The organism is Variovorax sp. OK605, assembly GCF_900115445.1.
Lineage (GTDB): Bacteria > Pseudomonadota > Gammaproteobacteria > Burkholderiales > Burkholderiaceae_C > Variovorax.
In genome coordinates this window covers 425,338-449,948 of the sequence record NZ_FOWL01000004.1, presented here as the reverse complement: position 1 = coordinate 449,948, position 24,611 = coordinate 425,338, and the positions used below count along the sequence as shown (strand labels likewise).

At 68.9% G+C, this 24,611-nt stretch carries 24 protein-coding genes; 8 read left to right on the top strand and 16 right to left on the bottom strand.

Annotated elements, in window-relative coordinates; translation table 11 throughout:
• Positions 1-8: 8 nt before the first annotated feature.
• Positions 9-812 carry an exodeoxyribonuclease III gene (locus BM013_RS13550; RefSeq protein ID WP_093127770.1) on the bottom strand — a complete coding sequence of 268 codons (804 nt, stop codon included), beginning with the start codon at positions 810-812 and terminating at the stop codon, positions 9-11.
• A gap of 12 nt (positions 813-824) precedes the next feature.
• Between BM013_RS13550 and pyrE the strand changes: the two genes are divergently transcribed.
• Both pyrE and BM013_RS13540 read left to right on the top strand, forming a co-directional pair.
• The gene (gene pyrE / locus BM013_RS13545; RefSeq protein ID WP_093127767.1) at positions 825-1,508 is read left to right on the top strand and encodes an orotate phosphoribosyltransferase; all 684 of its coding nucleotides are present in this window, start codon (positions 825-827) and stop codon (positions 1,506-1,508) included.
• An 11-nt stretch (positions 1,509-1,519) separates the two neighbouring features.
• Entirely contained in the window at positions 1,520-2,215 is a 696-nt protein-coding gene (locus tag BM013_RS13540; RefSeq protein WP_093127764.1) for a DUF4124 domain-containing protein, read from the top strand.
• A gap of 75 nt (positions 2,216-2,290) precedes the next feature.
• On the opposite strand, the gene gatB is transcribed toward BM013_RS13540, so the two are convergent.
• Genes gatB through gatC form a run of 3 tightly spaced genes read right to left on the bottom strand, consistent with a single transcriptional unit; the run spans position 2,291 to position 5,599 of the window.
• On the bottom strand, positions 2,291-3,784 hold the full coding sequence (gene gatB / locus BM013_RS13535) for an Asp-tRNA(Asn)/Glu-tRNA(Gln) amidotransferase subunit GatB (RefSeq protein ID WP_093127761.1): 1,494 nt from the start codon (positions 3,782-3,784) through the stop codon (positions 2,291-2,293).
• Between the two features lies 1 nt (position 3,785).
• Positions 3,786-5,300, bottom strand: coding sequence for an Asp-tRNA(Asn)/Glu-tRNA(Gln) amidotransferase subunit GatA (gatA, locus tag BM013_RS13530; RefSeq protein WP_093127759.1), 1,515 nt, complete (start codon positions 5,298-5,300; stop codon positions 3,786-3,788).
• On the bottom strand, positions 5,300-5,599 hold the full coding sequence (gene gatC, locus BM013_RS13525; protein ID WP_093127757.1) for an Asp-tRNA(Asn)/Glu-tRNA(Gln) amidotransferase subunit GatC: 300 nt from the start codon (positions 5,597-5,599) through the stop codon (positions 5,300-5,302). The genes gatA and gatC overlap by 1 nt, the downstream gene beginning before the upstream one ends.
• Positions 5,600-5,813: 214 nt before the next feature.
• On the opposite strand from gatC, the gene BM013_RS13520 reads away from it, so the two are divergent.
• The 4 genes from BM013_RS13520 to mrdA all read left to right on the top strand — a co-directional run bounded on the left by BM013_RS13520 (position 5,814) and on the right by mrdA (position 10,479).
• Complete coding sequence (locus BM013_RS13520; protein WP_007833435.1) at positions 5,814-6,857, top strand: rod shape-determining protein; 1,044 nt, start codon at positions 5,814-5,816, stop codon at positions 6,855-6,857.
• An 86-nt stretch (positions 6,858-6,943) separates the two neighbouring features.
• Positions 6,944-7,903, top strand: coding sequence for a rod shape-determining protein MreC (gene mreC / locus BM013_RS13515; protein ID WP_093127755.1), 960 nt, complete (start codon positions 6,944-6,946; stop codon positions 7,901-7,903).
• The gene (mreD, locus tag BM013_RS13510) at positions 7,900-8,421 is read left to right on the top strand and encodes a rod shape-determining protein MreD (RefSeq protein WP_093127752.1); all 522 of its coding nucleotides are present in this window, start codon (positions 7,900-7,902) and stop codon (positions 8,419-8,421) included. Before mreC ends, mreD begins: the two co-directional genes overlap by 4 nt.
• An 87-nt stretch (positions 8,422-8,508) precedes the next feature.
• Positions 8,509-10,479, top strand: coding sequence for a penicillin-binding protein 2 (mrdA, locus tag BM013_RS13505; RefSeq protein WP_093127749.1), 1,971 nt, complete (start codon positions 8,509-8,511; stop codon positions 10,477-10,479).
• Positions 10,480-10,945: 466 nt separating this feature from the next.
• On the opposite strand, the gene fahA is transcribed toward mrdA, so the two are convergent.
• From fahA to BM013_RS13475, 6 genes are all read right to left on the bottom strand, one after another.
• Positions 10,946-12,214, bottom strand: coding sequence for a fumarylacetoacetase (gene fahA, locus BM013_RS13500; protein ID WP_093127746.1), 1,269 nt, complete (start codon positions 12,212-12,214; stop codon positions 10,946-10,948).
• A gap of 22 nt (positions 12,215-12,236) precedes the next feature.
• Positions 12,237-13,211, bottom strand: coding sequence for a Bug family tripartite tricarboxylate transporter substrate binding protein (locus BM013_RS13495; protein WP_093127744.1), 975 nt, complete (start codon positions 13,209-13,211; stop codon positions 12,237-12,239).
• Complete coding sequence (gene hmgA / locus BM013_RS13490) at positions 13,208-14,518, bottom strand: homogentisate 1,2-dioxygenase (protein WP_093127742.1); 1,311 nt, start codon at positions 14,516-14,518, stop codon at positions 13,208-13,210. Before hmgA ends, BM013_RS13495 begins: the two co-directional genes overlap by 4 nt.
• Before the next feature lie 61 nt (positions 14,519-14,579).
• Positions 14,580-14,774, bottom strand: coding sequence for a DUF2783 domain-containing protein (locus BM013_RS13485; RefSeq protein ID WP_093128116.1), 195 nt, complete (start codon positions 14,772-14,774; stop codon positions 14,580-14,582).
• A gap of 5 nt (positions 14,775-14,779) precedes the next feature.
• Positions 14,780-16,423, bottom strand: coding sequence for an FAD-dependent oxidoreductase (locus tag BM013_RS13480; RefSeq protein WP_093127739.1), 1,644 nt, complete (start codon positions 16,421-16,423; stop codon positions 14,780-14,782).
• Positions 16,424-16,578: 155 nt separating this feature from the next.
• Positions 16,579-17,547: an MBL fold metallo-hydrolase gene (locus BM013_RS13475; protein ID WP_093127736.1), complete on the bottom strand. Its 969-nt coding sequence runs from the start codon at positions 17,545-17,547 to the stop codon at positions 16,579-16,581.
• Between the two features lie 158 nt (positions 17,548-17,705).
• Between BM013_RS13475 and BM013_RS13470 the strand changes: the two genes are divergently transcribed.
• Both BM013_RS13470 and BM013_RS13465 read left to right on the top strand, forming a co-directional pair.
• Positions 17,706-18,569, top strand: a complete 864-nt coding sequence (locus BM013_RS13470) for an IclR family transcriptional regulator (protein WP_093127733.1) — start codon at positions 17,706-17,708, stop codon at positions 18,567-18,569.
• A gap of 29 nt (positions 18,570-18,598) precedes the next feature.
• The gene (locus BM013_RS13465; protein WP_093127731.1) at positions 18,599-19,339 is read left to right on the top strand and encodes an SIR2 family NAD-dependent protein deacylase; all 741 of its coding nucleotides are present in this window, start codon (positions 18,599-18,601) and stop codon (positions 19,337-19,339) included.
• A gap of 42 nt (positions 19,340-19,381) precedes the next feature.
• On the opposite strand, the gene BM013_RS13460 is transcribed toward BM013_RS13465, so the two are convergent.
• From BM013_RS13460 to BM013_RS13435, 6 genes are all read right to left on the bottom strand, one after another.
• Positions 19,382-19,603, bottom strand: a complete 222-nt coding sequence (locus BM013_RS13460) for a hypothetical protein (RefSeq protein WP_093127728.1) — start codon at positions 19,601-19,603, stop codon at positions 19,382-19,384.
• Positions 19,604-19,647: 44 nt separating this feature from the next.
• Complete coding sequence (locus BM013_RS13455; RefSeq protein ID WP_093127726.1) at positions 19,648-20,328, bottom strand: ABC-type transport auxiliary lipoprotein family protein; 681 nt, start codon at positions 20,326-20,328, stop codon at positions 19,648-19,650.
• 32 nt (positions 20,329-20,360) lie between these two features.
• The gene (locus BM013_RS13450; protein WP_093127723.1) at positions 20,361-21,320 is read right to left on the bottom strand and encodes an MlaD family protein; all 960 of its coding nucleotides are present in this window, start codon (positions 21,318-21,320) and stop codon (positions 20,361-20,363) included.
• Between the two features lie 16 nt (positions 21,321-21,336).
• Positions 21,337-22,197: an ABC transporter ATP-binding protein gene (locus tag BM013_RS13445; RefSeq protein ID WP_093127720.1), complete on the bottom strand. Its 861-nt coding sequence runs from the start codon at positions 22,195-22,197 to the stop codon at positions 21,337-21,339.
• A gap of 4 nt (positions 22,198-22,201) precedes the next feature.
• Positions 22,202-23,368 carry an MlaE family ABC transporter permease gene (locus BM013_RS13440; RefSeq protein ID WP_093127718.1) on the bottom strand — a complete coding sequence of 389 codons (1,167 nt, stop codon included), beginning with the start codon at positions 23,366-23,368 and terminating at the stop codon, positions 22,202-22,204.
• Positions 23,369-23,581: 213 nt separating this feature from the next.
• Positions 23,582-24,511, bottom strand: coding sequence for a LysR family transcriptional regulator (locus tag BM013_RS13435; protein ID WP_093128114.1), 930 nt, complete (start codon positions 24,509-24,511; stop codon positions 23,582-23,584).
• Positions 24,512-24,611 lie beyond the last annotated feature (100 nt).

The following is a 24,611-nucleotide window of genomic DNA, read 5'->3' as shown; positions in this document are numbered from 1 at the left end:
GGGCCGGCTTACAGCGTGAAGTCGTAGTCCACCGTGATCGGCGCGTGGTCCGAGAACTTCACGGTCTTGTAGATCTGCTCGGTGCGGGCCAGCGCGCCGATGGCCGGCGTGGCCAGGTGGTAGTCCAGCCGCCACCCCACGTTGTTCGCGTAGGCCTGGCCGCGGTTGCTCCACCAGGTGTAGGCGTCGGCGGTGGTCTCGGGCTTGAGCATGCGGTACACGTCCACCAGGCCCGCGCCGTCGGTGCCGGCGTCGAGCAGGCGGGTCATCCAGGCGCGCTCCTCGGGCAGGAAGCCGCTGTTCTTCTGGTTGCCGCGCCAGTTCTTCAGGTCGATCTGCTGGTGGGCGATGTTGATGTCGCCACACAGCACGAACTCGCGCTCCTTCTTGAGCGCCAGCAGGTGCGGGAAGAAGCCCTTCAGGAAGCGGAACTTGGCCTGCTGGCGCTCCTCGCCCGAGCTGCCGCTGGGGAAGTAGCAGCTGATGACCGAGAACTTGCGCTTGGGCGTGTCGAAGCGCAGCTCGAGGTAGCGGCCCTCGGCGTCGAACTCGGCGTCGCCCCAGCCCACCACCACCTGGCTCGGTGCGTGCTTGGTGTAGACGGCGGTGCCGGCGTATCCTTTTTTCTCGGCGAAGTGGAAATGGCCCTTGAGGCCGGCCATCTCCTCGAAACGGCCTTCGATGTCGCTGGCCTGGACCCGGATCTCCTGCATGCAAATACAATCCGGCGCAAGTTCGGCCACCCAGTCGGCCACGCCTTTGGTAGCGGCCGAACGCAGGCCATTGAGATTGAGACTGGTCAGTTTGAACACAAGGAATTTCCGATGGCTGTAGATGGTGAGAAAAGCAGCGCGGTCGCACAGGACTTCGTCCAGTTCGCATTGGATGCCGGCGTGCTGCGCTTCGGCGAATTCAAGACCAAAGCCGGTCGAATGAGTCCTTATTTCTTCAATTCGGGGCTCTTCGACGACGGCGGCAAGATCGCCCGTCTGGCCGGATTCTATGCAGACCGGCTGATCGAGAGCGGGCTCGAATTCGACATGATCTTCGGCCCCGCCTACAAGGGCATTCCGCTGGGCGCCACGGTGGCCGCGGAGCTCGCGCGGCGCGGTCGCAACTACCCCTTTGCCTACAACCGCAAGGAAGCCAAGGCGCACGGCGAGGGCGGCAACCTGGTGGGCGCGCCGCTGCAGGGCCGCGTGCTGATCGTCGACGACGTCATGTCCGCCGGCACCGCGGTGCGCGAGTCGATCGCCGCCATCCAGGCCGCCGGTGCCACGCCGCATGCCGTGGCCATCGCGCTCGACCGGCAGGAGAAGGCCACCGAGAACGGTGTCGACGTGAACCACAGCGCCGTGCAGTACGTGCGCAACCAGCTCGGCCTGTCGGTGATCGCCATCGCCACGCTGGACGACCTGCTGAGCTACCTCTCGGGCAATGCCGCGGCCGACCTGGGCGCGCACCACGAGCGCGTGCTGGCCTACCGCACGCGCTACGGCGCCAGCTGAGGCACAGCCCGATGCACGCACGCGACCACGGCAAACCGGCTCGCCTGCTGGCGGCGGCGTTCACGCTCCTGGCAACCTCGTCCCTGTTTTTCTGCGGCGCGCTGCATGCGCAAACGCAGAAACTGGAAGGCGCGGGCGCCGGCATCTTCACCTGCACCGACGCGCGCGGGCGCACGCTCACGGCCGACCGGCCCATTGCCGAGTGCAGCGACCGCGAGCAGCGCGAGCTGAACCCGAGCGGCTCGGTGCGCCGCAAGATCGAGCCGACCTACACGGCGCGCGAGCTGCAGGAGCGCGAAGACCGCGCCCGTGAAGCCGCCGTGCAGGCGGCGCGCATCACCGACGAGCGCCGCCGCGAGCGGGCCTTGCTGGTGCGCTACCCGAACGCCACCACGCACGACCGCGAGCGCACCGAGGCGCTGGCGCAGGTCGACGTGGTGAGCCAGGCGGCGCGCAAGCGCATTGCGGAACTGGGCGAAGACCGCAAGAAGATCGACGAGGAGATGGAGTTCTACAAGCAGGACCCGACCAAGGCGCCCGGCGCGGTGCGCCGCAAGCTCGAGGACAACACGCAGAGCGTGGCCGTGCAGAACCGCTTCATCTCGGAGCAGGAAGAAGAGAAGAAGCGGGTGAATGCGCGCTTCGACGAAGAGCGCACGCGGCTCAAGGGCCTGTGGACGCCGCAGAACGGCGGCAACCCGCGCTGAGGCCGACGGGGTCGTAGATGCCCCCCGGTTGAGCCCGCCTGGGCCTTGCGCAAGGCCCAGGCTTTTTTCCTTCGATCAGGCGGCCAGCTTGGCCTTCAGCAGGTCGGTGACCTGCGCCGGGTTGGCCTTGCCGCCGCTGGCCTTCATGACCTGGCCCACCAGGGCGTTCAGCGCCTTTTCCTTGCCGCCGCGGTACTCCTCGACGTTCTTCGCGTTCTTCGCAATCACCTCGTCGAGGATCGTGTCGAGCGCGCCGGTGTCGGCCATCGGCTTCAGGTCCTTCGCCTCGATGATCGCGTCGACATCGCTGCCTTCGCCGGTCCACAGGGCGTCGAACACCTGGCGCGCGGCATTGTTCGGCAGCGTGCCGTCGGCGATGCGCTTGACCAGCTGGCCCAGCTGCTGCGCCTTCACGGGCGCGGCCTCGATGCCGATCTCGGCGGCGTTCAGGCGGCGCGCCATCTCGCCGGTGATCCAGTTGCTCGCGAGCTTGGGCGTGGCGCCCGCGCTCACGGCTTCGTCGAAGTAGCCGGCCAGCGCGGCGCTCTGCGTGAGCTGCGCTGCGTCGTAGGCCGACAGGCCGTGCGTGCTCACGTAGCGCTCGGCCATGGCGCGCGGCAGTTCGGGCATCTCGGCCTTCACGCGTTCGATCCAGTCGGCAGCGATCACCAGCGGCGGCAGGTCGGGGTCGGGAAAGTAGCGGTAGTCGGCCGAGTCTTCCTTGGCGCGCATCGCACGCGTCTCGCCGGTGCCTTCGTTGAACAGCACGGTCGCCTGCTCGATCTTGCGGCCGTCCTCGATCTCCTCGATCTGCCAGCGGATCTCGTAGTCGATCGCCTGCTGCATGTGCTTGAAGCTGTTGAGGTTCTTGATCTCGCGCCGCGTGCCGAGCTTGTCGCCGGGCTTGCGCACCGACACGTTGGCGTCGCAGCGGAAGCTGCCTTCCTGCATGTTGCCGTCGCAGATGCCGATCCACGTCACGATCTTGTGCAGCTCCTTCGCATAGGCCACGGCCTCGGCGGTGGAGCGCATGTCGGGCTCGGTCACGATTTCGAGCAGCGGCGTGCCGGCGCGGTTCAGGTCGATGCCGCTCTGGCCGATGAAGTCCTCGTGCAGCGACTTGCCCGCGTCTTCCTCGAGGTGGGCGCGCACCAGGCGCACGGTCTTCTGCTCTTCGCCGAGGAAGAACGACACCGTGCCGCCCTGCACCACCGGAATCTCGAACTGGCTGATCTGGTAGCCCTTGGGCAGGTCGGGGTAGAAGTAGTTCTTGCGCGCGAACACGCTGCGCGGCGCAATGTGCGAGCCCAGCGCCAGGCCGAGCCTGATGGCGCGTTCGACCGCGCCCTTGTTCATCACGGGCAGCGTGCCGGGCAGCGCCAGGTCGACGGCGCAGGCCTGCGTGTTGGGCTCGGCGCCGAAGGCGGTGGAGGCGCGGCTGAAGATCTTGCTGTTCGTCGACAGCTGGGCGTGCGTCTCGAAGCCGATGATGACTTCATAGCCGCGCACCAGCGGGCCGGTCGGGCGGCCCTGTTGTTGTGCTTCGAATGTGTTCACGGTCTCGCTCATGTCAGAAGCCCTCCGGCGTGCGTGCATGCCAGTCGGTGGCCTGCTGGAAGCGGTGCGCTGCGTTGAGCAGCTTCGCTTCGCCGAAGTAGTTGCCGATCAGCTGCAGGCCCACGGGCATGCCGTCGTCGAAGCCTGCCGGCACGCTCATGCCCGGCAGGCCGGCCAGCGAGGCGGGCAGCGTGAAGATGTCGGCCAGGTAGTCGGCCACCGGGTCGTCGCCGTGTTCGCCGAGCTTCCACGCGGTGGTGGGCGCGGCGGGGCCGGCGATCACGTCGCACTGCCTGAAGGCCTGCTGGAAGTCGTCGGCGATCATGCGGCGCACCTTCTGCGCCTGCAGGTAGTACGCGTCGTAGTAGCCGTGCGAGAGCACGTAGGTGCCGATCATGATGCGGCGCTTCACCTCGTCGCCGAAGCCTTCGGCGCGCGTGCGTTCGTACATCTGCGTGAGCGGGCTCTTCTTGCTCGCAGGGTCGAAATAGTCCTTGGCGCGGTGTCCGAACTTCACGCCGTCGAAGCGGCTCAGGTTGCTCGATGCTTCGGCGGCCGCGAGGATGTAGTACACGGGAATCGACAGCTCGGTGCGCGGCAGGCTCACCTCGACGCGCCTGGCGCCGAGCTTCTCGTACTGCGCGAGCGCCGCGTCCACGGCCGCGCGCACGCCGGGTGCCACGCCTTCGCCGAAGAACTCCTTCGGCACGCCGATGCGCAGGCCTTCGAGCGAGTCGTTCAGCGAGCGGCTGAAGTCTTCGGCGGGCTTGTCGATCGAGGTGGAGTCGCGGTCGAGGTCGGGGCCGCAGAAGGCCGACAGCAGCAGCGCGCAGTCTTCGGCCGAGCGGGCCATCGGGCCGGCCTGGTCGAGGCTCGATGCGAAGGCCACCATGCCGTAGCGCGAGGCGCGCCCATAGGTCGGCTTGATGCCGGTGACGCCGCAGAACGACGCCGGCTGGCGGATCGAGCCGCCGGTGTCGGTGCCGGTGGCCGCGGGCGCCAGGCGCGCCGCCACGGCGGCCGCGCTGGCACCGGACGAGCCGCCCGGAATGCGCTCGCGGTTCCAGGGGTTCTGCACGGGCACGGCGGTGTCGTGGCCCACGGCGGGCACGGCGACGTTCTCGTTGGCCGAGCCCATGGCGAATTCGTCGCAGCTCAGCTTGCCCAGCGTGACCGCGCCGGCCTCGGCCAGGCGGCGCACCACGGTCGCGTCGAACGGCGAGCGGTAGCCCGCCAGCATCTTCGAACCGGCGGTGGTGGCGAAGTCGGCGGTAACGAAGATGTCCTTGTGCGCAATCGGCACGCCGGCCAGCGCCGGGGCGTTGCCGGCGGCGATCAGCGCGTCGGCGGCGCGGGCCTGGGCCAGCGTGACCTCTTCATTGACGTCCACGAAGGTGCCCAGCGACTGGTGGGCCTTCATGCGGCCCAGGAAAACCTGCGAGGCCTCGACGGCCGAGACCTTGCGTTCGGCCAGCGCCTTGGCCAGCGCGACCACGCTCAATTGATGCAATTCGCCGCTGCTGCTCATTATTCGATCACCTTGGGCACGAGGAACAGGCCGGCTTCGACGGCCGGGGCGCTCTTCTGGTTGGCTTCGCGGTTGTTCGGCTCGCTGACCACGTCGTCGCGCAGGCGCAGCGTGATGTCTTCGAGCGCCGCCACGGGGTGGGCCAGCGGCTCGACGCCGGCGGTGTCCACCGAACGCATGCGTTCGACCAGGTCGAAGAAGCCGTTGATCTGGTTGAGCATGCGCTCGCTTTCATCGGGGGCAAGCTGCAGCCTCGCCAGCGAGGCGATGCGCGCAATATCGGATGCGGAAAGTGACATATGACGGGACGGCCCAAAAAAGCGGGGGAATCGCACGCCGAAGCGGGTGCTAATACAGGAATCAGAGGGGATTCGGGTATTATCCCGCCTTTGCCGCAACCCCCGCGAACACGCCGGCTTTTGCGCCAAAAACGATCAATCCACCCCGTCAAACGACCCAAAAAATAGAGCGACGACCTGCCGGTGCGCAGGCCGTGCTCAGAGGATTCCGCACATGTTTGGAGCTTTCCGTCGGTACTTCTCCACCGACCTGGCGATTGACCTCGGCACCGCCAACACCCTGATATTCGCCCGCAACAAGGGCATCGTGCTGGACGAGCCCTCGGTCGTCGCGATCCGCCACGAAGGCGGCCCCCACGGCAAGAAGGTGATCCAGGCCGTCGGCCGCGAGGCCAAGGCCATGCTGGGCAAGGTGCCCGGCAACATCGAGGCCATCCGCCCGATGAAGGACGGCGTCATTGCCGACTTCGTGATCACCGAGCAGATGATCAAGCAGTTCATCAAGATGGTGCACCCGCGCACGCTGCTCACGCCGAGCCCGCGCATCATCATCTGCGTGCCCTGCGGCTCGACCCAGGTCGAGCGCCGCGCCATCAAGGACGCCGCCGAAGCGGCGGGCGCCACCTCGGTCTACCTCATCGAGGAACCCATGGCCGCGGCCATCGGCGCCGGCCTGCCCGTCAGCGAAGCCTCGGGCTCGATGGTGGTGGACATCGGCGGCGGCACCACCGAAGTGGGCGTCATCTCGCTGGGCGGCATGGTCTACAAGGGCTCCGTGCGCGTGGGCGGCGACCGCTTCGACGAAGCCATCATCAACTACATCCGCCGCAACTACGGCATGCTGATCGGCGAGCCGACGGCCGAAGTCATCAAGAAGAACATCGGCTCGGCCTTCCCGGGCTCCGAAGTCAAGGAAATGGAAGTCAAGGGCCGCAACCTTTCCGAAGGCGTGCCGCGCAGCTTCACCATCAGCAGCAACGAAGTGCTGGAAGCCCTGACCGATCCGCTGAACAACATCGTCTCGGCCGTGAAGAACGCGCTCGAGCAGACGCCTCCCGAACTGGGCGCCGACATCGCCGAACGCGGCATGATGCTGACCGGCGGCGGCGCGCTGCTGCGCGACCTGGACCGCCTGCTGGCCGAGGAAACCGGCCTGCCGGTGCTGGTGGCCGAAGACCCGCTGACCTGCGTGGTGCGCGGCTGCGGCATCGCGCTGGAGCGCATGGACCGTCTCGGAAGCATCTTCACGAGTGAGTGACCGGACCCCCGTCCTCATCGCCGGCCTCTGCTTGCGCAGGCCGGCTTTTTGTTATTTGATTCCGCACCACCGCCGGGTCTGAACTCATGCCTCTGGGCACGCTCGATCGCACAGCGCCCCCCCTGTTCAACCAGGGGCAGTCGGCGCTCAGCAAGCTGATCTTCTTCGGCGCGCTGGCCCTGTTCCTCATGGTGGCCGACGCCCGCTTCCACATCGTGCAACCGATCCGAGCGGGCCTCGGCGCGGTGCTCTACCCCGTGCAATGGATGGCGCTGAAGCCGGTGCAGGCGGTGCTGGGCGGCGGGCGCTACTTCGAAGACCTGCAGACCGCGCAGCGCAACGAGGACGACGCCCGCAAGGCGCTCATGATGCAGGCCGAACGCGCCGCGCAGGCCGACACGCTGGCGCAGGACAACGCCCGCCTGCGCGAGCTGCTCGAGCTGCGCCAGACCACCACCACGCCGGGCCGCGCCGCCGAGGTGCTCTACGACGCGGCCGACCCGTACACCCGCAAGATCGTCATCGACCAGGGCCTCGCCCAGGGCGTGGCGCCCGGCTCGCCGGTGATCGATTCGCGCGGCGTGCTCGGCCAGGTCACGCAGGTGCTGCCGTTCACGAGCGAGGTCACGCTGGTGATCGACCGCGACCTGTCCATTCCCGTGCAGAACACCCGCACCGGCGTGCGCAGCGTGGCCTTCGGCGACGCCTCGGCGCACGGCGGCGGGCTGGAGCTGCGCTTCATGGCCGCCAACGCCGACCTGCAGGAGGGCGACCTGCTCTCCACCAGCGGCGTCGACGGCATCTACCCCGCCGGCCTGCCGGTGGCCAAGATCGAGCGCATCGAACGGCGCGCCGACTCGGCCTTCGCCCGCATCTACTGCGTGCCGCTGGCCCATGTGATGGCCGCGCGCTACGTGCTGGTGCTGGCCCCCACGGGCAACCCGGCCGCGCCGCCGCCCGCCGCGCCCGCGGCCACGCCGCGCAAGCGGCCCGAAGGCAAGCCCGGCGCGGGCAAGAACGAGAAGAAGCAGGGGGAACGCCGGTGATCAAGCGACCAGGCCAGCAGCAGCTGCTGCTGCCCGTCAGCCCCTTCTTCATGTGGTCGAGCCTCGTGGTGGCGCTGCTCGTCAACATGGTTCCCATCGGCCGCGCGGTCTGGATGCCCGACCTGCTGGCGCTGGTGATCGTGTTCTGGGGCGTGCACCAGCCCTCGCGCGTGGGCATCGGCGCGGCCTTCGTCTTCGGCCTGTGCATGGACGTGCACCAGTCGTCCATGCTCGGCCAGCATGCGCTGTCCTACACCACGCTGGGCTTCTTCGCGATCACCATCCACCGGCGCCTGCTGTGGTACCCGGTGCTCTCGCAGGCGCTGCAGGTGCTGCCGCTGTTCGCGCTGTCGCAGCTGATCGAGGTGGTCACGCGCATGATCGGCGGCGGGGTGTTCCCCGGCTGGACGGTGCTGGTCTCGCCCGCGATCGAGGCCGCGCTGTGGCCTCTGGCAACAGCACTGTTACTTGCCCCCCAGCGCCGCACGCCGGAACCGGACGAGAACCGCCCCCTCTAAGCCCTGCTGCCCGCATCTGCTGCCTGCATGTGCCTTGTGCATGTGCATTTGCCAAAAGCACTTGCACGCGCCTAAGCTCCCACCGCCATGACCGAAATCCGCAACGTCGCCGCCGACCTCGCGCGCTTCAAGCGCCGCGTGATCGTCATCGGCATGGCGGTGTTGTTCGCCTTCAGCCTGCTGTGCGCGCGGCTGATCTACCTGCAGGTCACGCGCCATGAAGACCTGGCCGAGCAGGCCGAGAGCAATCGCACGGCCGTGGTGCCGGTGGTGCCCAACCGCGGCCTGATCCTCGACCGCAACGGCATCGTGCTGGCTTCCAACTATTCGGCCTACACGCTGGAGATCACGCCCTCGAAAGTGGCCGACGTCGATGAAACCATCGACAGCCTGACCCAGGTGCTCGAGGTGTCGCCGCGCGACCGCCGCCGCTTCAAGCGCCTGCGCGAAGACTCGCGCAGCTTCGACTCCATTCCCATCCGCACCCGCCTGAGCGACGAAGAGGTCGCGCGCTTCGCGGCGCAGCGCTACCGCTTCCCGGGCGTGGAAATCAAGGCGCGGCTGTTCCGCAACTATCCGCAGGGCGAACTCGCCTCGCACGTGCTCGGCTACATCGGGCGCATCAACCAGCGCGAGAAGGTCGCGATGGAAGACTGGGACGAGGAAGAACAGGCCAACTACAAGGGCACCGACTACATCGGCAAGCTCGGCATCGAGCAGAGCTACGAGAAGACGCTGCACGGCCAGACCGGCGTCGAGCAGATGGAGACCTCGGCCGGCGGGCGCGCCGTGCGCCGCCTGGCGAGCCATCCGGCCACGCCCGGCAACACTGTCATGCTGTCGATGGACATCAAGCTGCAGAAGCTGGTGGAAGACATGTTCGGCGAGCGGCGCGGCGCGGTGGTGGCCATCGACCCCAAGACGGGCGAAGTGCTGGCCTTCGTGAGCAAGCCCACCTTCGACCCCAACCTGTTCGTCGAGGGCATCGACAACGAGAGCTGGGCGGCGCTCACCGAGTCGCTGGACAAGCCGCTCCTGAACCGCGCCCTGCGCGGCACCTACCCGCCCGGCTCCACCTACAAGCCCTTCATGGCGCTGGCGGCGCTGCAGACGGGCAAGCGCGGCCCCAGCGTGGTGGTGAACGACCCCGGCTTCTTCAACTTCGGCGGCCACCGCTTCGGCAGCCCCGAAGGCAACCTGGGCGGCGTGGACATGCGCCGCGCGATCCAGCTGTCGAGCAACATCTACTTCTATTCGCTGGCCAACGAGATGGGCGTGGACCTGATCCACGACTCCATGAAGCCGCTGGGCTTCGGCCAGATCACCGGCATCGACCTGGGCGGCGAGGTGCGCGGCGTGCTGCCCAGCACCGAGTGGAAGCGCAACACCTACAAGCGCCCCGAGCAGAAGAAGTGGTACGCGGGCGAAACCATCTCGCTGGGCATCGGGCAGGGCTACAACGCGTTCACGATGCTGCAGCTGGCGCAGGCCACCTCCATCGTGGCCGACGGCGGCATCAAGCACCGGCCGCACCTGGTGCTGGCCACGCGCAACACGGTGAGCGGGCAGGTGGTGCCGCTGCCGCCGGTGCCGGCGGAAAACCTCGGCTACACGCCGGCGGCCATCTCGGTGATCCGCGAAGGCCTGACCAGCGTGGTCACCAGCGGCACGGCGCGCGGCGTGTTCGCGGGCGCGCTCTACCAGGCGGCCGGCAAGACCGGCACGGCGCAGGCCGTGACGCAGGCGCAGAACACCAAGTACAACGCCCGCGCGCTCGAAGAGCACCAGCGCGACCACGCGCTGTTCATGGGCTTCGCGCCGGTGAACGACCCGAAGATCGCCATTGCGGTGATCGTGGAAAACGCCGGCTGGGGCGCCGGTGCCGCGGCGCCCATTGCGCGCCGCGTGTTCGACTACTGGCTCGCGAACCAGTACCCGAGCGAGGCCGACCTGGCCGCGATGAAGATCGGCAAGGCGACCGCGCCGATCGGCAAGCCGCGCGTGGCAAGCGAAGTGGCGTGGCCGTCGCCTGTTGCAACGCCGGCGGCCGCGCCCTGATTCGTCTTGCTTCCTCGCCTCCCGGGGGAGGGTGGGGGCATGCGGCCATCAAGTCCGCGCGATGTTTGAGGCCGCTGCCCTCACCCTGACCCTCTCCCAGAGGGAGAGGGGACAACGCGGGGAGAGGGGACCGCGCGTTGAATCACGGTGCCGAATTGTCTTGCTCCCTCTCCCCTTGGGGAGAGGGTTGGGGTGAGGGTGAGTGGCAATGACGTCCGCGCGATGTTCCCAGGCCGATGCCCTCACCATGACTCTCTCCCAGAGGGAGAGGGAACAACGCGGGAGGGGGGACCGCGCGTTGAATCACGGTGCCGAGTTGTCTTGCTCCCTCTCCCCTTGGGGAGAGGGTTGGGGTGAGGGTGAGCGGCAATGACGTCCGCGCGATGGTGCCAGGCCGCTGCCCTCACCCTGACCCTCTCCCAGAGGGAGAGGGAGCAACGCGGGGAAAGGGAACCGTACCGAAGCCTCAGGCGACCACGGTCCCCGCGACTTCACCCAGCCCGATGCGCACCGCGCCCGCACGCTCGCAGTACCCGCGCATCACCAGCGTGTCCCCGTCTTCCAGGAACGTGCGCTTCTCGCCGTTCGGCAGCGTGATCGGCTGCTTGCCACCCAGCGTCAGCTCGATCAGCGAACCCGCTTCGTCCGGCTTCGGGCCCGACAGCGTGCCCGAGCCCAGCATGTCGCCCGGCTGCAGGTTGCAACCGTTCACCGTGTGGTGCGTGATGAGCTGCGCGGCGGTCCAGTAGGCGGCTTCGGTGGTGTTGCCGCGCGTGAGGCGCACGGGCGCAACGCCTTCGGCGCGCATCTTCGCGGTCTGCAGCAGCACTTCGAGCGTGATGTCGAGCGCGCCGCTCTCGCGGTTGGCGGCCGAGTCGAGGTAGGGCAGCGGTTGCGGGTCGCCGGCGGGGCGCTCGAACCTGGCGCGGAACGGCGCCAGCGCTTCGGTCGTCACGATCCACGGCGACAGCGTGCTGGCGAAGTTCTTCGACAGGAACGGGCCCAGCGGCTGGTATTCCCAGGCCTGCAGGTCGCGCGCCGACCAGTCGTTGAGCAGCGTCACGCCGAACAGATGGTCTTCGGCCTCGCCGATGGCAATCGGCTCGCCCTGCGCATTGCCGCGGCCCACCAGGAAACCCAGCTCCAGTTCGTAGTCGAGCCGCTTCGACGGGCCGAAGCTCGGCGACGCGGCATCGGGTGCCTTGGTCTGGCCCTGCGGGCGCTTGAAGCTCTGGCCGCTCACGCCGATGGACGACGCACGGCCGTGGTAGCCGATGGGCACCCACTTGTAGTTGGGCATCAGCGGCTGGTCGGGGCGGAACAGCTTGCCGATGGTGGTGGCGTGGTGGATGCCGGTGTAGAAGTCGGTGTAGTCGCCGATGCGGCAAGGCACGGTCATCTCGGCCTTGGCCTGCGCGAGCAGCGCCTTCGACCATGCGGCCTGCTTGTCGCTGCCTTCGGCCAGGCCCGCGGAGATGGCGGCGCGCAGGGCCTGGCGGTCCTTCACGCTGGCGTCCATCAGCACGTTCATGTCGTCGGTGTCGACGAGGCCGGTGGCGCGCAGGTCGAGCACCTGGTCGCCGATGGCCACGCCGATGCGGAAGGCGTCGCTGCTGCCCGCGGTGCGGAAGCGCCCGAAGGGCAGGTTCTGCACCGGGAAGTCGGTGCCGGCGTCATTGGCCGAGGCGACCCAGCTGCGCAGCTTCGGGTCATGGGTGGCGTTGAGTGCGGTCATGGATGTCTTTCTGTGAATCGGTTCAATCGGCCGTCATGCCGGCCTTTTTGGCCACATCGCCCAGGCGCTTGTATTCGGTCTCGCTCAGCGTGGTCAGTTCCTGCGCGGTGGAGCCGCGCGGCGAGAAGCCGGCCTGCTGCAGCTTGGCCTTCACGTCGGGCATGGCGAGCGCTTCCACGAAGGCCTCGTTCAGCGCCTTCACGATCGGCGCCGGCAGCTTCGCCGGGCCGTACACGCCGAACCAGGGGTCCAGCGCATAGCCCTTGAGCCCGGCTTCGGCCATGGTCGGCACGTCGGGCAGCGAGGGCGAGCGCGCGGGGCCCGCCACGGCCAGTGCGCGCAGCTTGCCCGACTGGATGTGCGGCAGCGAGGCCGGCAGGTTGTCGAACATCACGCCGATGTTGTTGCCCAGCATGTCGGTGATGGCCGGGCCGCTGCCCTTGTAGGCGACGTGCACGAGGTCGGTGCCGGTCATCTGCGCGAACATCACGCCGGCCAGGTTCATCGAGGTGCCGGCGCCCGCGGTGGCGTAGGGCATGCCGGGGTTCTTCCTGGCGGCCGCGATCAGCTCGGGCACGGTCTTGATGGGCGAGACCGCCGGCACTTCCAGCACGATGGTCGAGGTGCCCAGCAGGCTGATGGCGGTGAAGTCCTTGCGCGGGTCGAAGGCCATCGACTTGTAGATGTGCGGGTTCAGCGCGTTGGTCGAGATGGCGCCGAAGCCGATGGTGTAGCCGTCGGGCGCGGCCTTGGCCACGGCGTCCATGCCGATGTTGCCGCCCGCGCCGCCGCGGTTGTCGATCAGCACCGGCTGGCCCAGCTTCTCCGACACCTTCTGGCCCACGGTGCGCGCCACCAGGTCGGTGGTGCCGCCGGGGCTGTAGGGCACGACGAAGCGGATGGGCTTGGTCGGGTAGTCCGCCGCATGCGCAAGGAAAGGTGCGGCGAGCAGCGCGACGGCCGCTGCACGGCGGGTGAGGGTGAATGCGTTCTTCATGCTTTGAATTGATCTTTGAGGCCGGCCCAGCAGTCGGCGTAGTCGGCGTCGAGCGCGGGGCTCTGGAGTGCGAAATTGGTCGGAATGAAGCGGTAGCGGCTCTCGAACATGAAGGCCAGCGTGTTGTCCAGCTTGTGCGGCTTCAGGTCGGCGCGGGTGGCCTTGTCGAAGGCTTCCTCGTCGGGGCCGTGCGGCACCATGCAGTTGTGCAGGCTCGCGCCGCCGGGCTTGAAACCGCCCGGCTTGGCGTCGTACTCGCCCAGCACCAGGCCCATGAACTCGCTCATGAGGTTGCGGTGGAACCAGGGCGGGCGGAAGGTGTTCTCCATGACCATCCAGCGCGGCGGGAAGATCACGAAGTCGCAGTTGGCCGTGCCGGGCGTGTCGCTGGGCGAGGTCAGCACGGTGAAGATCGACGGATCGGGATGGTCGAAGCTGATCGAGCCGATCGCCATGAAGTGCGCCGTGTCGTACTTCACCGGCGACAGGTTGCCGTGCCAGGCGACCACGTTGAAGGGCGTCTGCTTCATCGGCGCCTGCCAGAAGCGGCCGCCGAATTTCTTGACGATCTCGTAGGCGCCTTCTTCAGCCTCGAAGGCCGCCACCGGCGCCTGGAAGTCGCGCGCGTTGGCCAGGCCGTTCGAGCCGATCGGGCCCAGCTCCGGCAGGCGAAAGTGCGCGCCGTAGTTCTCGCACACGTAGCCGCGCGAGAGCCCATCAGGCAATGCGACCTTGAACGCCATGCCGCGCGGCAGCACGGCGATTTCACCGGGCTTCACTTCAAGCACGCCGAGTTCGGTGGTGATGACGAGGCGGCCTTGCTGGGGCACCAGCAGCATTTCGCCGTCGGCGTTGACGAAGGCGCGGCGCTCCATCGAGCGGCCCGCCACGTACATCAGCGAGCCGATGCCGACCTGCGACTCCGCATCGCCGTTGGCCGCGACGGTGTGCATGCCGTCGATGAAGTCGGCCTCGGCCGCGCCGTCCAGCGGCATCGGGTGCCAGCGCATCGGCTCGGGCGGCAGCGCGATCTCGCGGTCGGCGCCGGTGCTCCAGTGCGCCTGCGCGTACGGCTGGTAGCGGCCCGACACCACCGAGGGCTGGCGGCGGTACAGCCAGGTGCGGCGGTTCTCGTGGCGCGGCGCGGTGAAGGCGGTGCCCGAGAGCAGCTCGGTGTACAGGTCGAAGGGGCCGCGCTGCGGGTTGTTGCGGCCCTGGGGCAGGGCGCCGGGCACGGCCTCGGAGGCGTACTCGTTGCCGAAGCCGCTCTGGTAGCGCCGCTCGGAAGCAGGGGTTGCTTGGGTCATGTGCTTTCTCTTTCGAAAAAATCGCGATGAGGTTGGACGTGCATGTGTCTGTGCGGGCTGCTCAGCCGGCGCGCGCCGCGTCGAAGGCCTCGCGCAGCACGGCCAGCGCGCCGACGTGGTTGGCCAGCACAAGCACAAGGCGCGCATTGAAGGCGTGGCTTTCCTCGGTGGAAAGGCCCTGGTGCGCCTCGATGAGCGCCTCGTAGAAGTCGTCGGGCGCCTCGAGGTTGGGCGTGGTGATCAGGTGTTGCTGCATGGCGCTCATGGGGTTGCCTTGGCCAGTGCGCGGTCGGCGGCCGCGCGGATGTTCGCCGCCGTGGGCCGGCGCCAGCGCGCACACACGTGCTGGTCGGGCCGCAGCAGGTACACGGTGCCGGGCTGCGCGTCGTAGCGCTGGGTGGCCAGTTGGCCGTCGGCGCCGCCGCCTTCCACGCGCACCACGTGCAGCGCCAGGTCGCTGGTCTGCAGCACCTGCAGGCTGCGCTCGGCGGCCTCGCCCTGGCCGAACACCAGCGCGGTGAACCGCGCCACATGGCATTCGCGCAGCAGCCAGCCGGTGCTGCCGTCGGCGCGCGCCACCGGCGCATCGGCCGCCGCGGCGCCCGGCATCATCGCGCCGGCGAAGGTGTCGGCATCGGTGGTGTTCAGCGGCGAATCGCGCAGCACCGTGGCCACCGACAGCCGCCCGCTGTTGACCAGCGTGCGCGCAAAGGCGTGGCGCCTGGTGAGCGCCAGCACCGCGTCGCGGAACAGCCGGCTGACCTCGCTCTTGGGCGTGATGAAGTCGGTGGCGCGCGTGGAGTTGCGGATGTTCTCGTCGGCCGCGAACTCGCGTTCGCTGGCGTAGGTGTCCAGCAGCGCGTCGGGCGCCTGGCCCTGCACCACGGCCGCGAGCTTCCAGGCGAGGTTGTCCGCGTCCTGCACACCCGAGTTGGCGCCGCGCGCGCCGAAGGGCGACACGCCGTGCGCCGAGTCGCCCGCGAACAGCACGCGGCCATGGCGAAAGCGCTCCATGCGCTGGCAGGCGAAGGTGTAGACGCTGGCCCAGCCGATCTGGAACTGCACGTCCGTGAAGCCGATGCTGTCGAGCAGCGCGCGCACGCGCGGCGTGATGTTCTCGGGCTTGCGCTCTTCCACCGGGTCGGCGTCCCAGCCGAGCTGGAAGTCGATGCGCCACATGCCGTCGGCCTGCTTGTGCAGCAGCACGCTCTGGCCGGGGTGGAACGAGGGGTCGAACCAGAAGCGGCGCTCGGTGGGCAGCTGCGCGTCCATGGTGATGTCGGCGATCAGGAAGCGGTCGCGGAACACGCGGCCCTTGGCCTCCTGGCCCAGCAGCTGGCGCAGGTTGGAGCGCGAGCCGTCGCAGGCGGCGACGTGGTCGGCCTGCAGCAGGTAGTTGCCGTCGGGCGTTTCCACGGTGAGCACCGCGCCGTCGTCGCGCTGCTCGATGCCCGTCACCTTGTGGTTCCAGCGCAGGTCGATCAGCGGCAGCGTGGCCGCGCGCTCGACCAGGTAGCCCTCCACGTAGTACTGCTGCAGGTTGATGAAGGCCGGGCGCTCGTGGCCGGGCTCGGGCAGCAGGTCGAAGCGGTAGACCTGCTCGTCGTGGAAGAACACCTTGCCCACGTTCCACGACACGCCCTTGTCGACCATGCGGTCGCCGCAGCCCAGGCGGTCGAACACCTCCAGCGTGCGCTTGGCGAAGCAGATCGCGCGCGAGCCGCTGGAAAGCGTGTTGTCGTTGTCCAGCAGCACCACGGGCACCTGCCGCAGCGCGAGGTCGATGGCCAGCGTGAGGCCCACGGGGCCCGCGCCGACGATCACGACCGGGTGGCGCGCGGGCGTGGCCGCGTCCTGGTCGGCATGGTGGCGGTAGTCGAAGCGCAGACTTTGATAGTCGATCACGTGTTGTCTCCGTGTCTCTTGTGTCTTCTGTCTTTGCTCCTTCCCCTTCCGGGGGAAGGCTGGGATGGGGGCAAGCGGCCTTCAATGCCGCGCGGCGCTCGAGGCCGTCCGCCCCCATCCCTGCCCTCCTCCGGAGGGGAGGGAGCGAATGCCGATCAGCCCTCCAGGGCCTTCCACATGTCGATGTCGCGCTGCGCGGTCCACACGCGCGGGTCCGCATGGCCCGAGGCTTCGTCGTACGCGCGGCTCACGTCGAACGGCATGCAGTGGTCGAAGATCACCCACTGGCTGTACTTGGGCTTGAGCTTCTCGTAGGTGTCCTTGTAGACCGCGTTCAGGTCGCGCCCGGCCTTCACGCCTTCCTGCACGCTGGCGTACACGTCGGAGATGAAGTTGCGCGTGCCCGTCAGGCCCTCGGCCACCTCGGCCGGCGTGGTCAGCGCGGCGCCGCGGCCCGGCACCAGCGCGGCGGGCTTCAGCGCGGCGATGTTGTCCAGCGTCTGCGGCCAGTCCTTGAAGTAGGCGTCGCCGGCGTACGGCGTGGCGCCGAACTCCACCAGGTCGCCCGACAGCAGCGTGCGCTCCTGGGGCAGCCAGACCACGGTGTCGCCCTTGGTGTGGCCGCGGCCCAGCTGGATCAGTTGCACCTCGAGCTTGCCGAGCCACAGCGTCATCTTGCCGGTGAAGGTCATGGTGGGCCAGGTCAGGCCCGGGGGCACGCTCTCCACGTTCTGGAACAGGCGCGGGAAGCGGCCGATTTCGCTGGCCTTGTCTTCCTCGCCGCGCTCCACGATCAGGTCGCGCGTGTCCTGGCTGGCCAGGATGTGGCCGGCGCCCTTGTCGAAGTAGCCGGCCGCGCCCAGCACGCGCACCGCGTGGTAGTGGGTGAGCACCACGTACCGGATGGGCTTGTCCGTCACTTCGCGGATGCGGCGCACCACGTCGGCGGCCATGGCGGGCGTGGCCTGGGTGTCGGCCACCAGCACGCAGTCGTCGCCAATGATGATGCCGGTGTTGGGGTCGCCCTCGGCGGTGTAGGCCCAGGCATGTTCCGAGATCTGGCTGAAGGTGACCTTCTTCTCTTCCATGTCGGCTTGGCTGGCGAATTTCTTGGTTTGGCTCATCGTTGTCTCCGGTGGGGTCGCAGGGTGGGATGGATCTGAATCGGTTCGAAAGTAATTCGTCTAACGCGAATGAATTTGCTCTGAACGAATTTTCGCAGTGTAAGCTTCGGATCAGTTAATGTCTAATCCCTTCTTCATGAACGAACGACGGGCGGGCCATGGCAGCCAATGACACCGACCGCGCCCAGCGCGGCATCCAGAGCATCGAAGTCGGCGGACAGCTGCTGCGCGCGCTGGTGCACCACGGCCGCCCCATGGCGCTGAAGGACCTCGCGCGCGAGGCCGACATGACGCCCGCCAAGGCGCATCCGTACATGGTCAGCTTCGGGCGCCTGGGCCTGATCGAGCAGGACCGCGCCAGCGGCCACTATCTGCTCGGCCCGCTTGCCTTGCAACTGGGGCTCATCAGCCTGCAGCAGGCCGACCCGGTGCACATCGCGACCCCGCTGATCGCGCAATTGGCCCAGCAGATCGGCCACACCGTGGCGCTGGCCGTGTGGGGCGCGCGCGGCGCGACCATCGTGCGCACGGCCGAGTCGCCCTCGCCGGTGCACGTGAACATGCGCCACGGCACGGTGTTCTCGCTGACCAACACCGCCTCGGGCCGCGTGTTCGCGACCTACCTCGACGCCGAGGTGGTGCGCCGGCTGCTCGAGGAAGAGCGCCAGCGCCAGAAGCAGCGCAAGGCCGAGCCGCCACCGCCCGCCGGCATGCCGCCGGTGCAGCCGCTGCCGTCGTGGAGCGATTTCGAAAGCCAGCTGCGGGAAGTGCGCACGCACGGCATCAGCCGCTCCGACGGCGAGGTCATCGAGGGGGTCAGCGCCATGGCCGCGCCCGTCTTCGACCACACTGGCGCCATCGTGCTGGCCGTGACCGCCATCGGCTCGGCCGCCATCTTCGATACCGCGTGGGACGGCGAGATCGCCCGCGCGCTCAAGGCCTGCGCGGACACCGTGTCGCAGCGCCTGGGCGCCCCCGCTCCCACCTCCCCAGCTTCCCCGGCTTCCCCCACCCCAGCTTGAGCCTCGGCGATTTCCCCCAGACCAGAGCGATGACGCCAGTCACACCCGATCTTTCCTCTTCCCTCCAGACCGCCATCGAACTGCTGCGCAACGCGCGGCGCACCGTCGTCTTCTCGGGCGCGGGCCTGTCGCGCGCCTCGGGCATTCCGACCTACCGCGACGCCGACGGCCTCTGGAAAAGCCAGAACGCCCTGCAGTTCTCCCATGCCGAAGACCTCGCGCGCGACCCGTCCGGCTTCACCAGATTCTGGGCGCAGCGCCTGTCGGTGATCGAGTCGGCGCTGCCCAACCCGGGCCATGCCGCGCTGGCGCAGCTGCAGCGGTTGCGCCCGGCCACGCGGCTGGTCACGCAGAACGTCGACGGCCTGCTCACCCAGGCCGGCGGGCAGGACGTGCTCGAGCTGCACGGCTCGCTGCGCCGCTGGCGCTGCGACCATTGCGGCAACCGCAGCGGCCCGTGGCCCTTTCACCGTTGCCTGCGCTGCGGCTCGCATGCGCGGCCCGACGTGGTGATGTTCGGCGAGATGCTCAATGCCGGCGTGCTGCTCGACGCGCAGGTGGCGGCGCAGGAGTGCGACCTGTTCATGGTGGTCGGCAGCACCACCGTCGTCTACCCGGCGGCCGAACTGCCGCAGACCGCGCTGTCGCATGGCGCGCGGCTGGTCACGCTGAATGTGGAGCCGCTGCCGCACCTGGACGATGCGGCCTCGGCGGTGCTGCGCGGAACCTCGGAAGAGCTGCTGCCGAAGCTGCTGGCGGGCCTGGGCTGAAGCGCTTCAGCCCTTCAAGCGCGCTTCAAGCTAGTCAGCGCTTCAACTTTTCCTGCCGCCGAACAGCAGCAGCGCCCCGCCCACAGCGATCACCGCCACGCCGGCCCACACCGGCAGGTTGACCGTTTCCTTCTCCTTCAGCGAGAACTCCAGCGGGCCGAGCTTGGCCTGGTGGGTTTCCTTGGTGAAGCTGAAGCTGCCGAGGGCCAGGGCGGCGATGCCCGCCACGATCAGCAGGATGCCGACGATGCGCGTTGCGTTCATGGGGTAGCGCCTCCGGGGTTCAGATGAATTCAGGTGGGCGCAGGTTACTGCCTGGGCTGTTGCCGCTGCAACTGGTCCACCCACTGCACCACCTCGGCCACCGCGCCGTCGCTGGCCGAAATCAGCGCCTTCACGCCGCCGGGCGCGTCGGCGCTGGGGGCGGGGCGGCGCACGGTGAACAGGCGCTGGCCCAGCACGCGGTCGCCGCCCGTGCTGCTGCGGACCAGCGTGGCGCGCAGCCGCACCAGGCCCGTGCTGGCGCTGGCCGAGTCGAAGTAGTGGCTGAACTCCTCGAGCGAGATGCGCAGCATGTCGGGCACCTCGCCCTTGCCGCGCGCGATGGTCGCGCTTTCTTCCGGGCCCAGCACCATGCGGCGCTCGGAGAGCGTGTCGCGCAGCCGCTGGCGCAGCAGCTGCGCGGGCGGCAGGCTCCAGCGCGACTGGCCGTAGGGGCGCAACTCGTTCACGTCGGCATAGCCCAGGCGGTACAGGATCTGCGTGCCGTCGAGCCGGGCGTTGGCCTCGAACTCGGCCAGCGCCAGCGTGGGCAGCGTGGCGGGCGCCGCATTGGCCACGGTCGTGCCGGTGGCCGATGCCGCGGGCACGCCGGGGCCGAAGTCGTACAGGGTGGCGCGCTGGGGCTTGTCGGGCAGCGCGCCGCAGCCGGCGGCCAGCAGCACGAGGCCGAGGGCCAGCGGCGTGGTCAGGGATCGGATGGTGTTCATGGTCGGTGCTCCTGCGCTCCCGGGGTCCGCTGTCAGGGCCGCGCCGCGGCCGGCGCGCTGAAACCCGGTTCGCCCGGGCCCGCCGCCGCGCCGCCGTTGCCGAACAGCAGCGATTGCGGGTTGTCGTTGATGCTGTCCGCCGCCCGGCCCAGCCGGCGCACGGCGTGCGAGGTGTCGTCGGCCACGCGGTTCACGCGCGGCAGCGTGGCCGCGTTGAACGAATCCACCGCCTGCGCAAGCGCCTTGGTGCCGTCGCTCAGGCGCTCCACCGGGCCGTCGGGCGCGTTCAGCCGGCCCACGGTGGTGTTGAAGTTGTTGGCCACGCGCGAGACGTCGCCGGCCGCCTTCTTCACCGAGGCCATGGTGTCCGGCAGCTTCGTCAGCGCCGGGTTCAGGCCGGTCTTCACGGTGTTGTCCAGCGTCTTGAGCAGCGTGTTGGCGCTGGCCGAGGCGGCCGCGATGTTCTCCAGCGCATCGGCCGCGCGCTTCTGGTTGGGGTCGCTCAGCAGCTGGTTGGCGCGCTTGGTCACTTCTTCCACCTGGTTGATGATGGCTTCGCCGCGGTCCTGCAGCTGCGCCAGCATCGAGGGCTTGAGCGGAATGCGCGGCGGGTCGTCGTTGTCGGGCTTCAGCGCCACCTTCGACTCGCCCTTGTCGTCCAGCGCGATGAAGGCCAGGCCGGTCACGCCCTGGTAGCTCAGCGTGGCAAAGCTGGAGGTGGTGAGCGGCACGCGCTCGTCGACCGTGATGCGCACGCGCACATTGCCCGCGACCTTGGGGTCGAAGTCGATCGAGGTCACCTTGCCCACCGCGATGCCGCGGTAGCGCACCATGGCCTGCGGCTGCAGGCCGCTGACGGCCTCGCGCGTGGACAGCTCGTAGACGTTGCGCACGGTGTTGTCGCGCGTGAACCAGATCACCAGCGCGACGAGCGCGGCGATCAAGCCGAGCACGAAGGCGCCGGCGGCGAGGGCATGGGCCTTGTTTTCCATGGTGGCTACCTACCTTTCAGCGGCCCGCCTGCGGGGCGGGCTGCGTCTCTTGTGTACCGGATGCGTCGGGGGCGCCGGCGGGTTTGTCATGCAGCGCTTCCAGGGCGCGCTGGCCGCGCCCGCCGAGAAAGTATTCGTGGATGAACGGATGCGGGTACGCGATGACCTCGCGCGCCGCGCCGGAGACGATCACCTTCTGGTCGGCCAGCACCGCGATGCGGGTGCTCAGGTCGAACAGCGTGTCCAGGTCGTGCGTGACCATCACCACCGTGAGGCCCAGCTCGCGGTGCAGGCCGCGCAGCAGGTCGCAGAAACTGTCGGAGGCCTCGGGGTCGAGGCCGGCCGTGGGCTCGTCCAGCAGCAGCAGCGGCGGGTCCATGATGAGCGCGCGCGCCAGCGCCACGCGCTTGATCATGCCGCCCGACAGGTCCGACGGGCTTTTGTTCGCATGCTGCGGGCCCAGGCCCACCATCTGCAGCTTCACCAGCGCCGCGTGGCGGATCAGCTCGTCGGGCAGCAGCTTGAGCTCGCGCAGCGGAAAGGCGATGTTCTCCAGCACGCTGAAGGCCGAGAACAGCGCGCCGTGCTGGAACAGCATGCCCACGTTGGCCGCGCCCGAGGCGCTCAGTTCGCCGGGCTCCTGGCCCAGCACCTCGACGTTGCCGCGCGTGGGTTTTTCCAGCCCGAGAATCTGCCGCAGCAGCACCGTCTTGCCGGTGCCCGAGCCGCCCACCAGCGACAGCACCTCGCCGCGGTCGATGTGCAGCTGCAGGTCGCGGTGCACCACCTGTTCGCCGTCGGCGGTCTGGAACACGGTCCACAGGCCGCGGATGTCCACCACGGTGGCGTCGGTGTCGGGACGCACGGGCATGCTCATGGTGTCAGGCCCTGAAACCGATGCCCTTGAAGAGCACGGCGAACAACGCATCGACCAGGATCACGGCGGTGATCGACGTCACCACCGACGAGGTGGTGCCGCGCCCGAGGCTCTCGGTGTTGGGCTTCACCTTCATGCCGAAGTAGCAGCCGATCAGCGCGATCATCACGCCGAACACCGCCGACTTGGCCATGGCCAGCCACAGGTTCGAAATGGGCACCGCGCGCGGCAGCGCGGAGAGAAAGTAGGCCGGCGAGATGTCCAGCGCCGCGTCGGCCGCCATCATGCCGCCCGCCAGCGCGGCCATCGAGGTCCACAGGCTGATCAGCGGCATCGCGATGGCCAGCGCCAGCACGCGCGGCATCACCAGCCGAAAGCCGTGCGGAATGCCCATCACGCGCATGGCGTCGAGTTCTTCCGTCACCCGCATCACGCCGATCTGCGCCGTGATGGCCGAGCCCGAGCGCCCTGCGATCAGCACGGCCGCCAGCACCGGCCCGAGCTCGCGCACCAGCGACAGCCCGAGGATGTTCACCACGAAGCTCTCGGCGCCGTACTGGCGCAGCTGCTGCGAGATCAGGTAGGCCAGCACCACGCCGATCAGCAGGCCGACCAGCGCCGTGATGTGCAGCGCCGTGGCGCCGAACTGGTAGAGGTGCCCCGAGAAGTCGCGCCATGGCCCGCGGTGCGGCGCGCGGATCAGCGTGCCGATGTCCAGCGCGAGCTGGCCGACCAGCCCGGTCAGGTCGCGCATGACGAACATGGCGCGCGGCCCGTGGTGCGCGAACGCGCGGATGCGCTCGTTCAGCGAGGGCGCGGGCTCGGCCGGCGTGGAAACGGTGTACTGCGCCACCTGGTCGAGCACCGCCTTGTGCTGGGGCGACATCTCGAGCGTGGCCGGCCACTGGTGGCGCCAGTGTTCCCACAGCAGCTGCGCACCGATGTGGTCGAGCTGCTCGATCGGGCGCAGGTCCCAGGCGCGATCGTCGGCGGCGGGCGCGTCTTTCAGGCTTTTTGACAGCGCCTGCCAGGCCGGCTTGGACGACATCGCCAGCGTGGTCCAGCGGCCGCTGGCCACCGTCCACTGCCGGCCGTCCTGCTCGCGCTGCCCGACGCGGGGCCACGCGCTGTCGGCGGCTGAGGCGTCGGCAGGCGATGTGGCAGGGGACATAGGGCGGACGAGAGAGAAAGGAGAGGGAAAGTTAACAAAAAAAGCAGGGGGAAGCGCGCATCGTAACCGGGTGCATCCGTGCGTCATGTGTCGCAGACCCTTCGTTTGCGTAGGGCGCCACGCCGTTTTTTCAGTTTCCTTTCAGAATCCCTGCCCGCGGGCCGGCTGCCGCCATTTTCTTCATGCGTTCTTCATGTTGGCCGGAGCGCCGCTTCAGGCCGCGAAGCCCGCCGCGAGGGTCGCGCGCAGCCAGCCGACGAAGGCCGTCACCGCCTGCGGCACGTGGGTGGCGTAGGGCCGGATCGCATACAGCCGCTCGCCGAACGCGCCCACCGAGCGCCACTGCGGCAGCACCTGCTGCAGCTTGCCCGACTGCAGCGCCGACTGGGCGCTGAAGTCGGGCACCAGCGCAATGCCCAGCCCGCTCAGGGCGGCGTCGCGCAGCGCCTCGCTGTTGTTGGCGACCAGCGGGCCCGACACCGGCACCGTGATGCGCGGCGCAGACGTCTTCGCCTCGAAATGCCAGGTCGGCGTGTCCTGCGCGCGCGGGTAGTGCAGGCAGTCGTGGTCGGCCAGCGCCTGCGGTTCGCGCGGTGTGCCGCGCCGTCGCAGGTAGGCGCGGCTCGCCACCAGCACCGAGCGGGTTTCGCACAGCGTCCAGGCCACGTGCGTGTCGGGCGGCGCGGCCGTGTGGCGAATGGCCAGGTCGAAGCCTTCCATGGCCAGCGAACTGAGCCGGTCCGACAGGTCGAGCTCGATGCGCACCTCGGGCTGCGCGCGCAGGAAGTCGGCCAGCCGCGGCACCAGCTGCTGGCGCGCGAAGGCCACCGGCGCCGTCACCCGCACCAGCCCGCGCGGCACGCCCGCCAGGTCGCGCACGCCGGCAAAGCTGTGGGCGATCTGCTCGAACGGCCCGCGCATGTCGTCCACCAGCCGCTGGCCCGCCTCCGTGAGCCGCACGCTGCGCGTGGTGCGCTGCACCAATGGCGCGCCGGCCGCGCGTTCGAGCTCGGCAATGCGCTGGCTCATGGCCGCCTTGCTCACGCCCAGGCGCAGCGCCGCGGCCGTGAAACTGCCCTGCTGCGCGAGCACCGTGAGCCAGTGCAGGTGCGTCCACAGCGCCTCGATATTTTGAGGTTTCATGCTTGCATTGTTCGCCAGGATGAACAATAAGTTCAAGCCTCGTGACTAGGCGAGGGCCGGCTCGCTGCCTAAACTGGCCGCATCCCTCCCATCCCTTCGC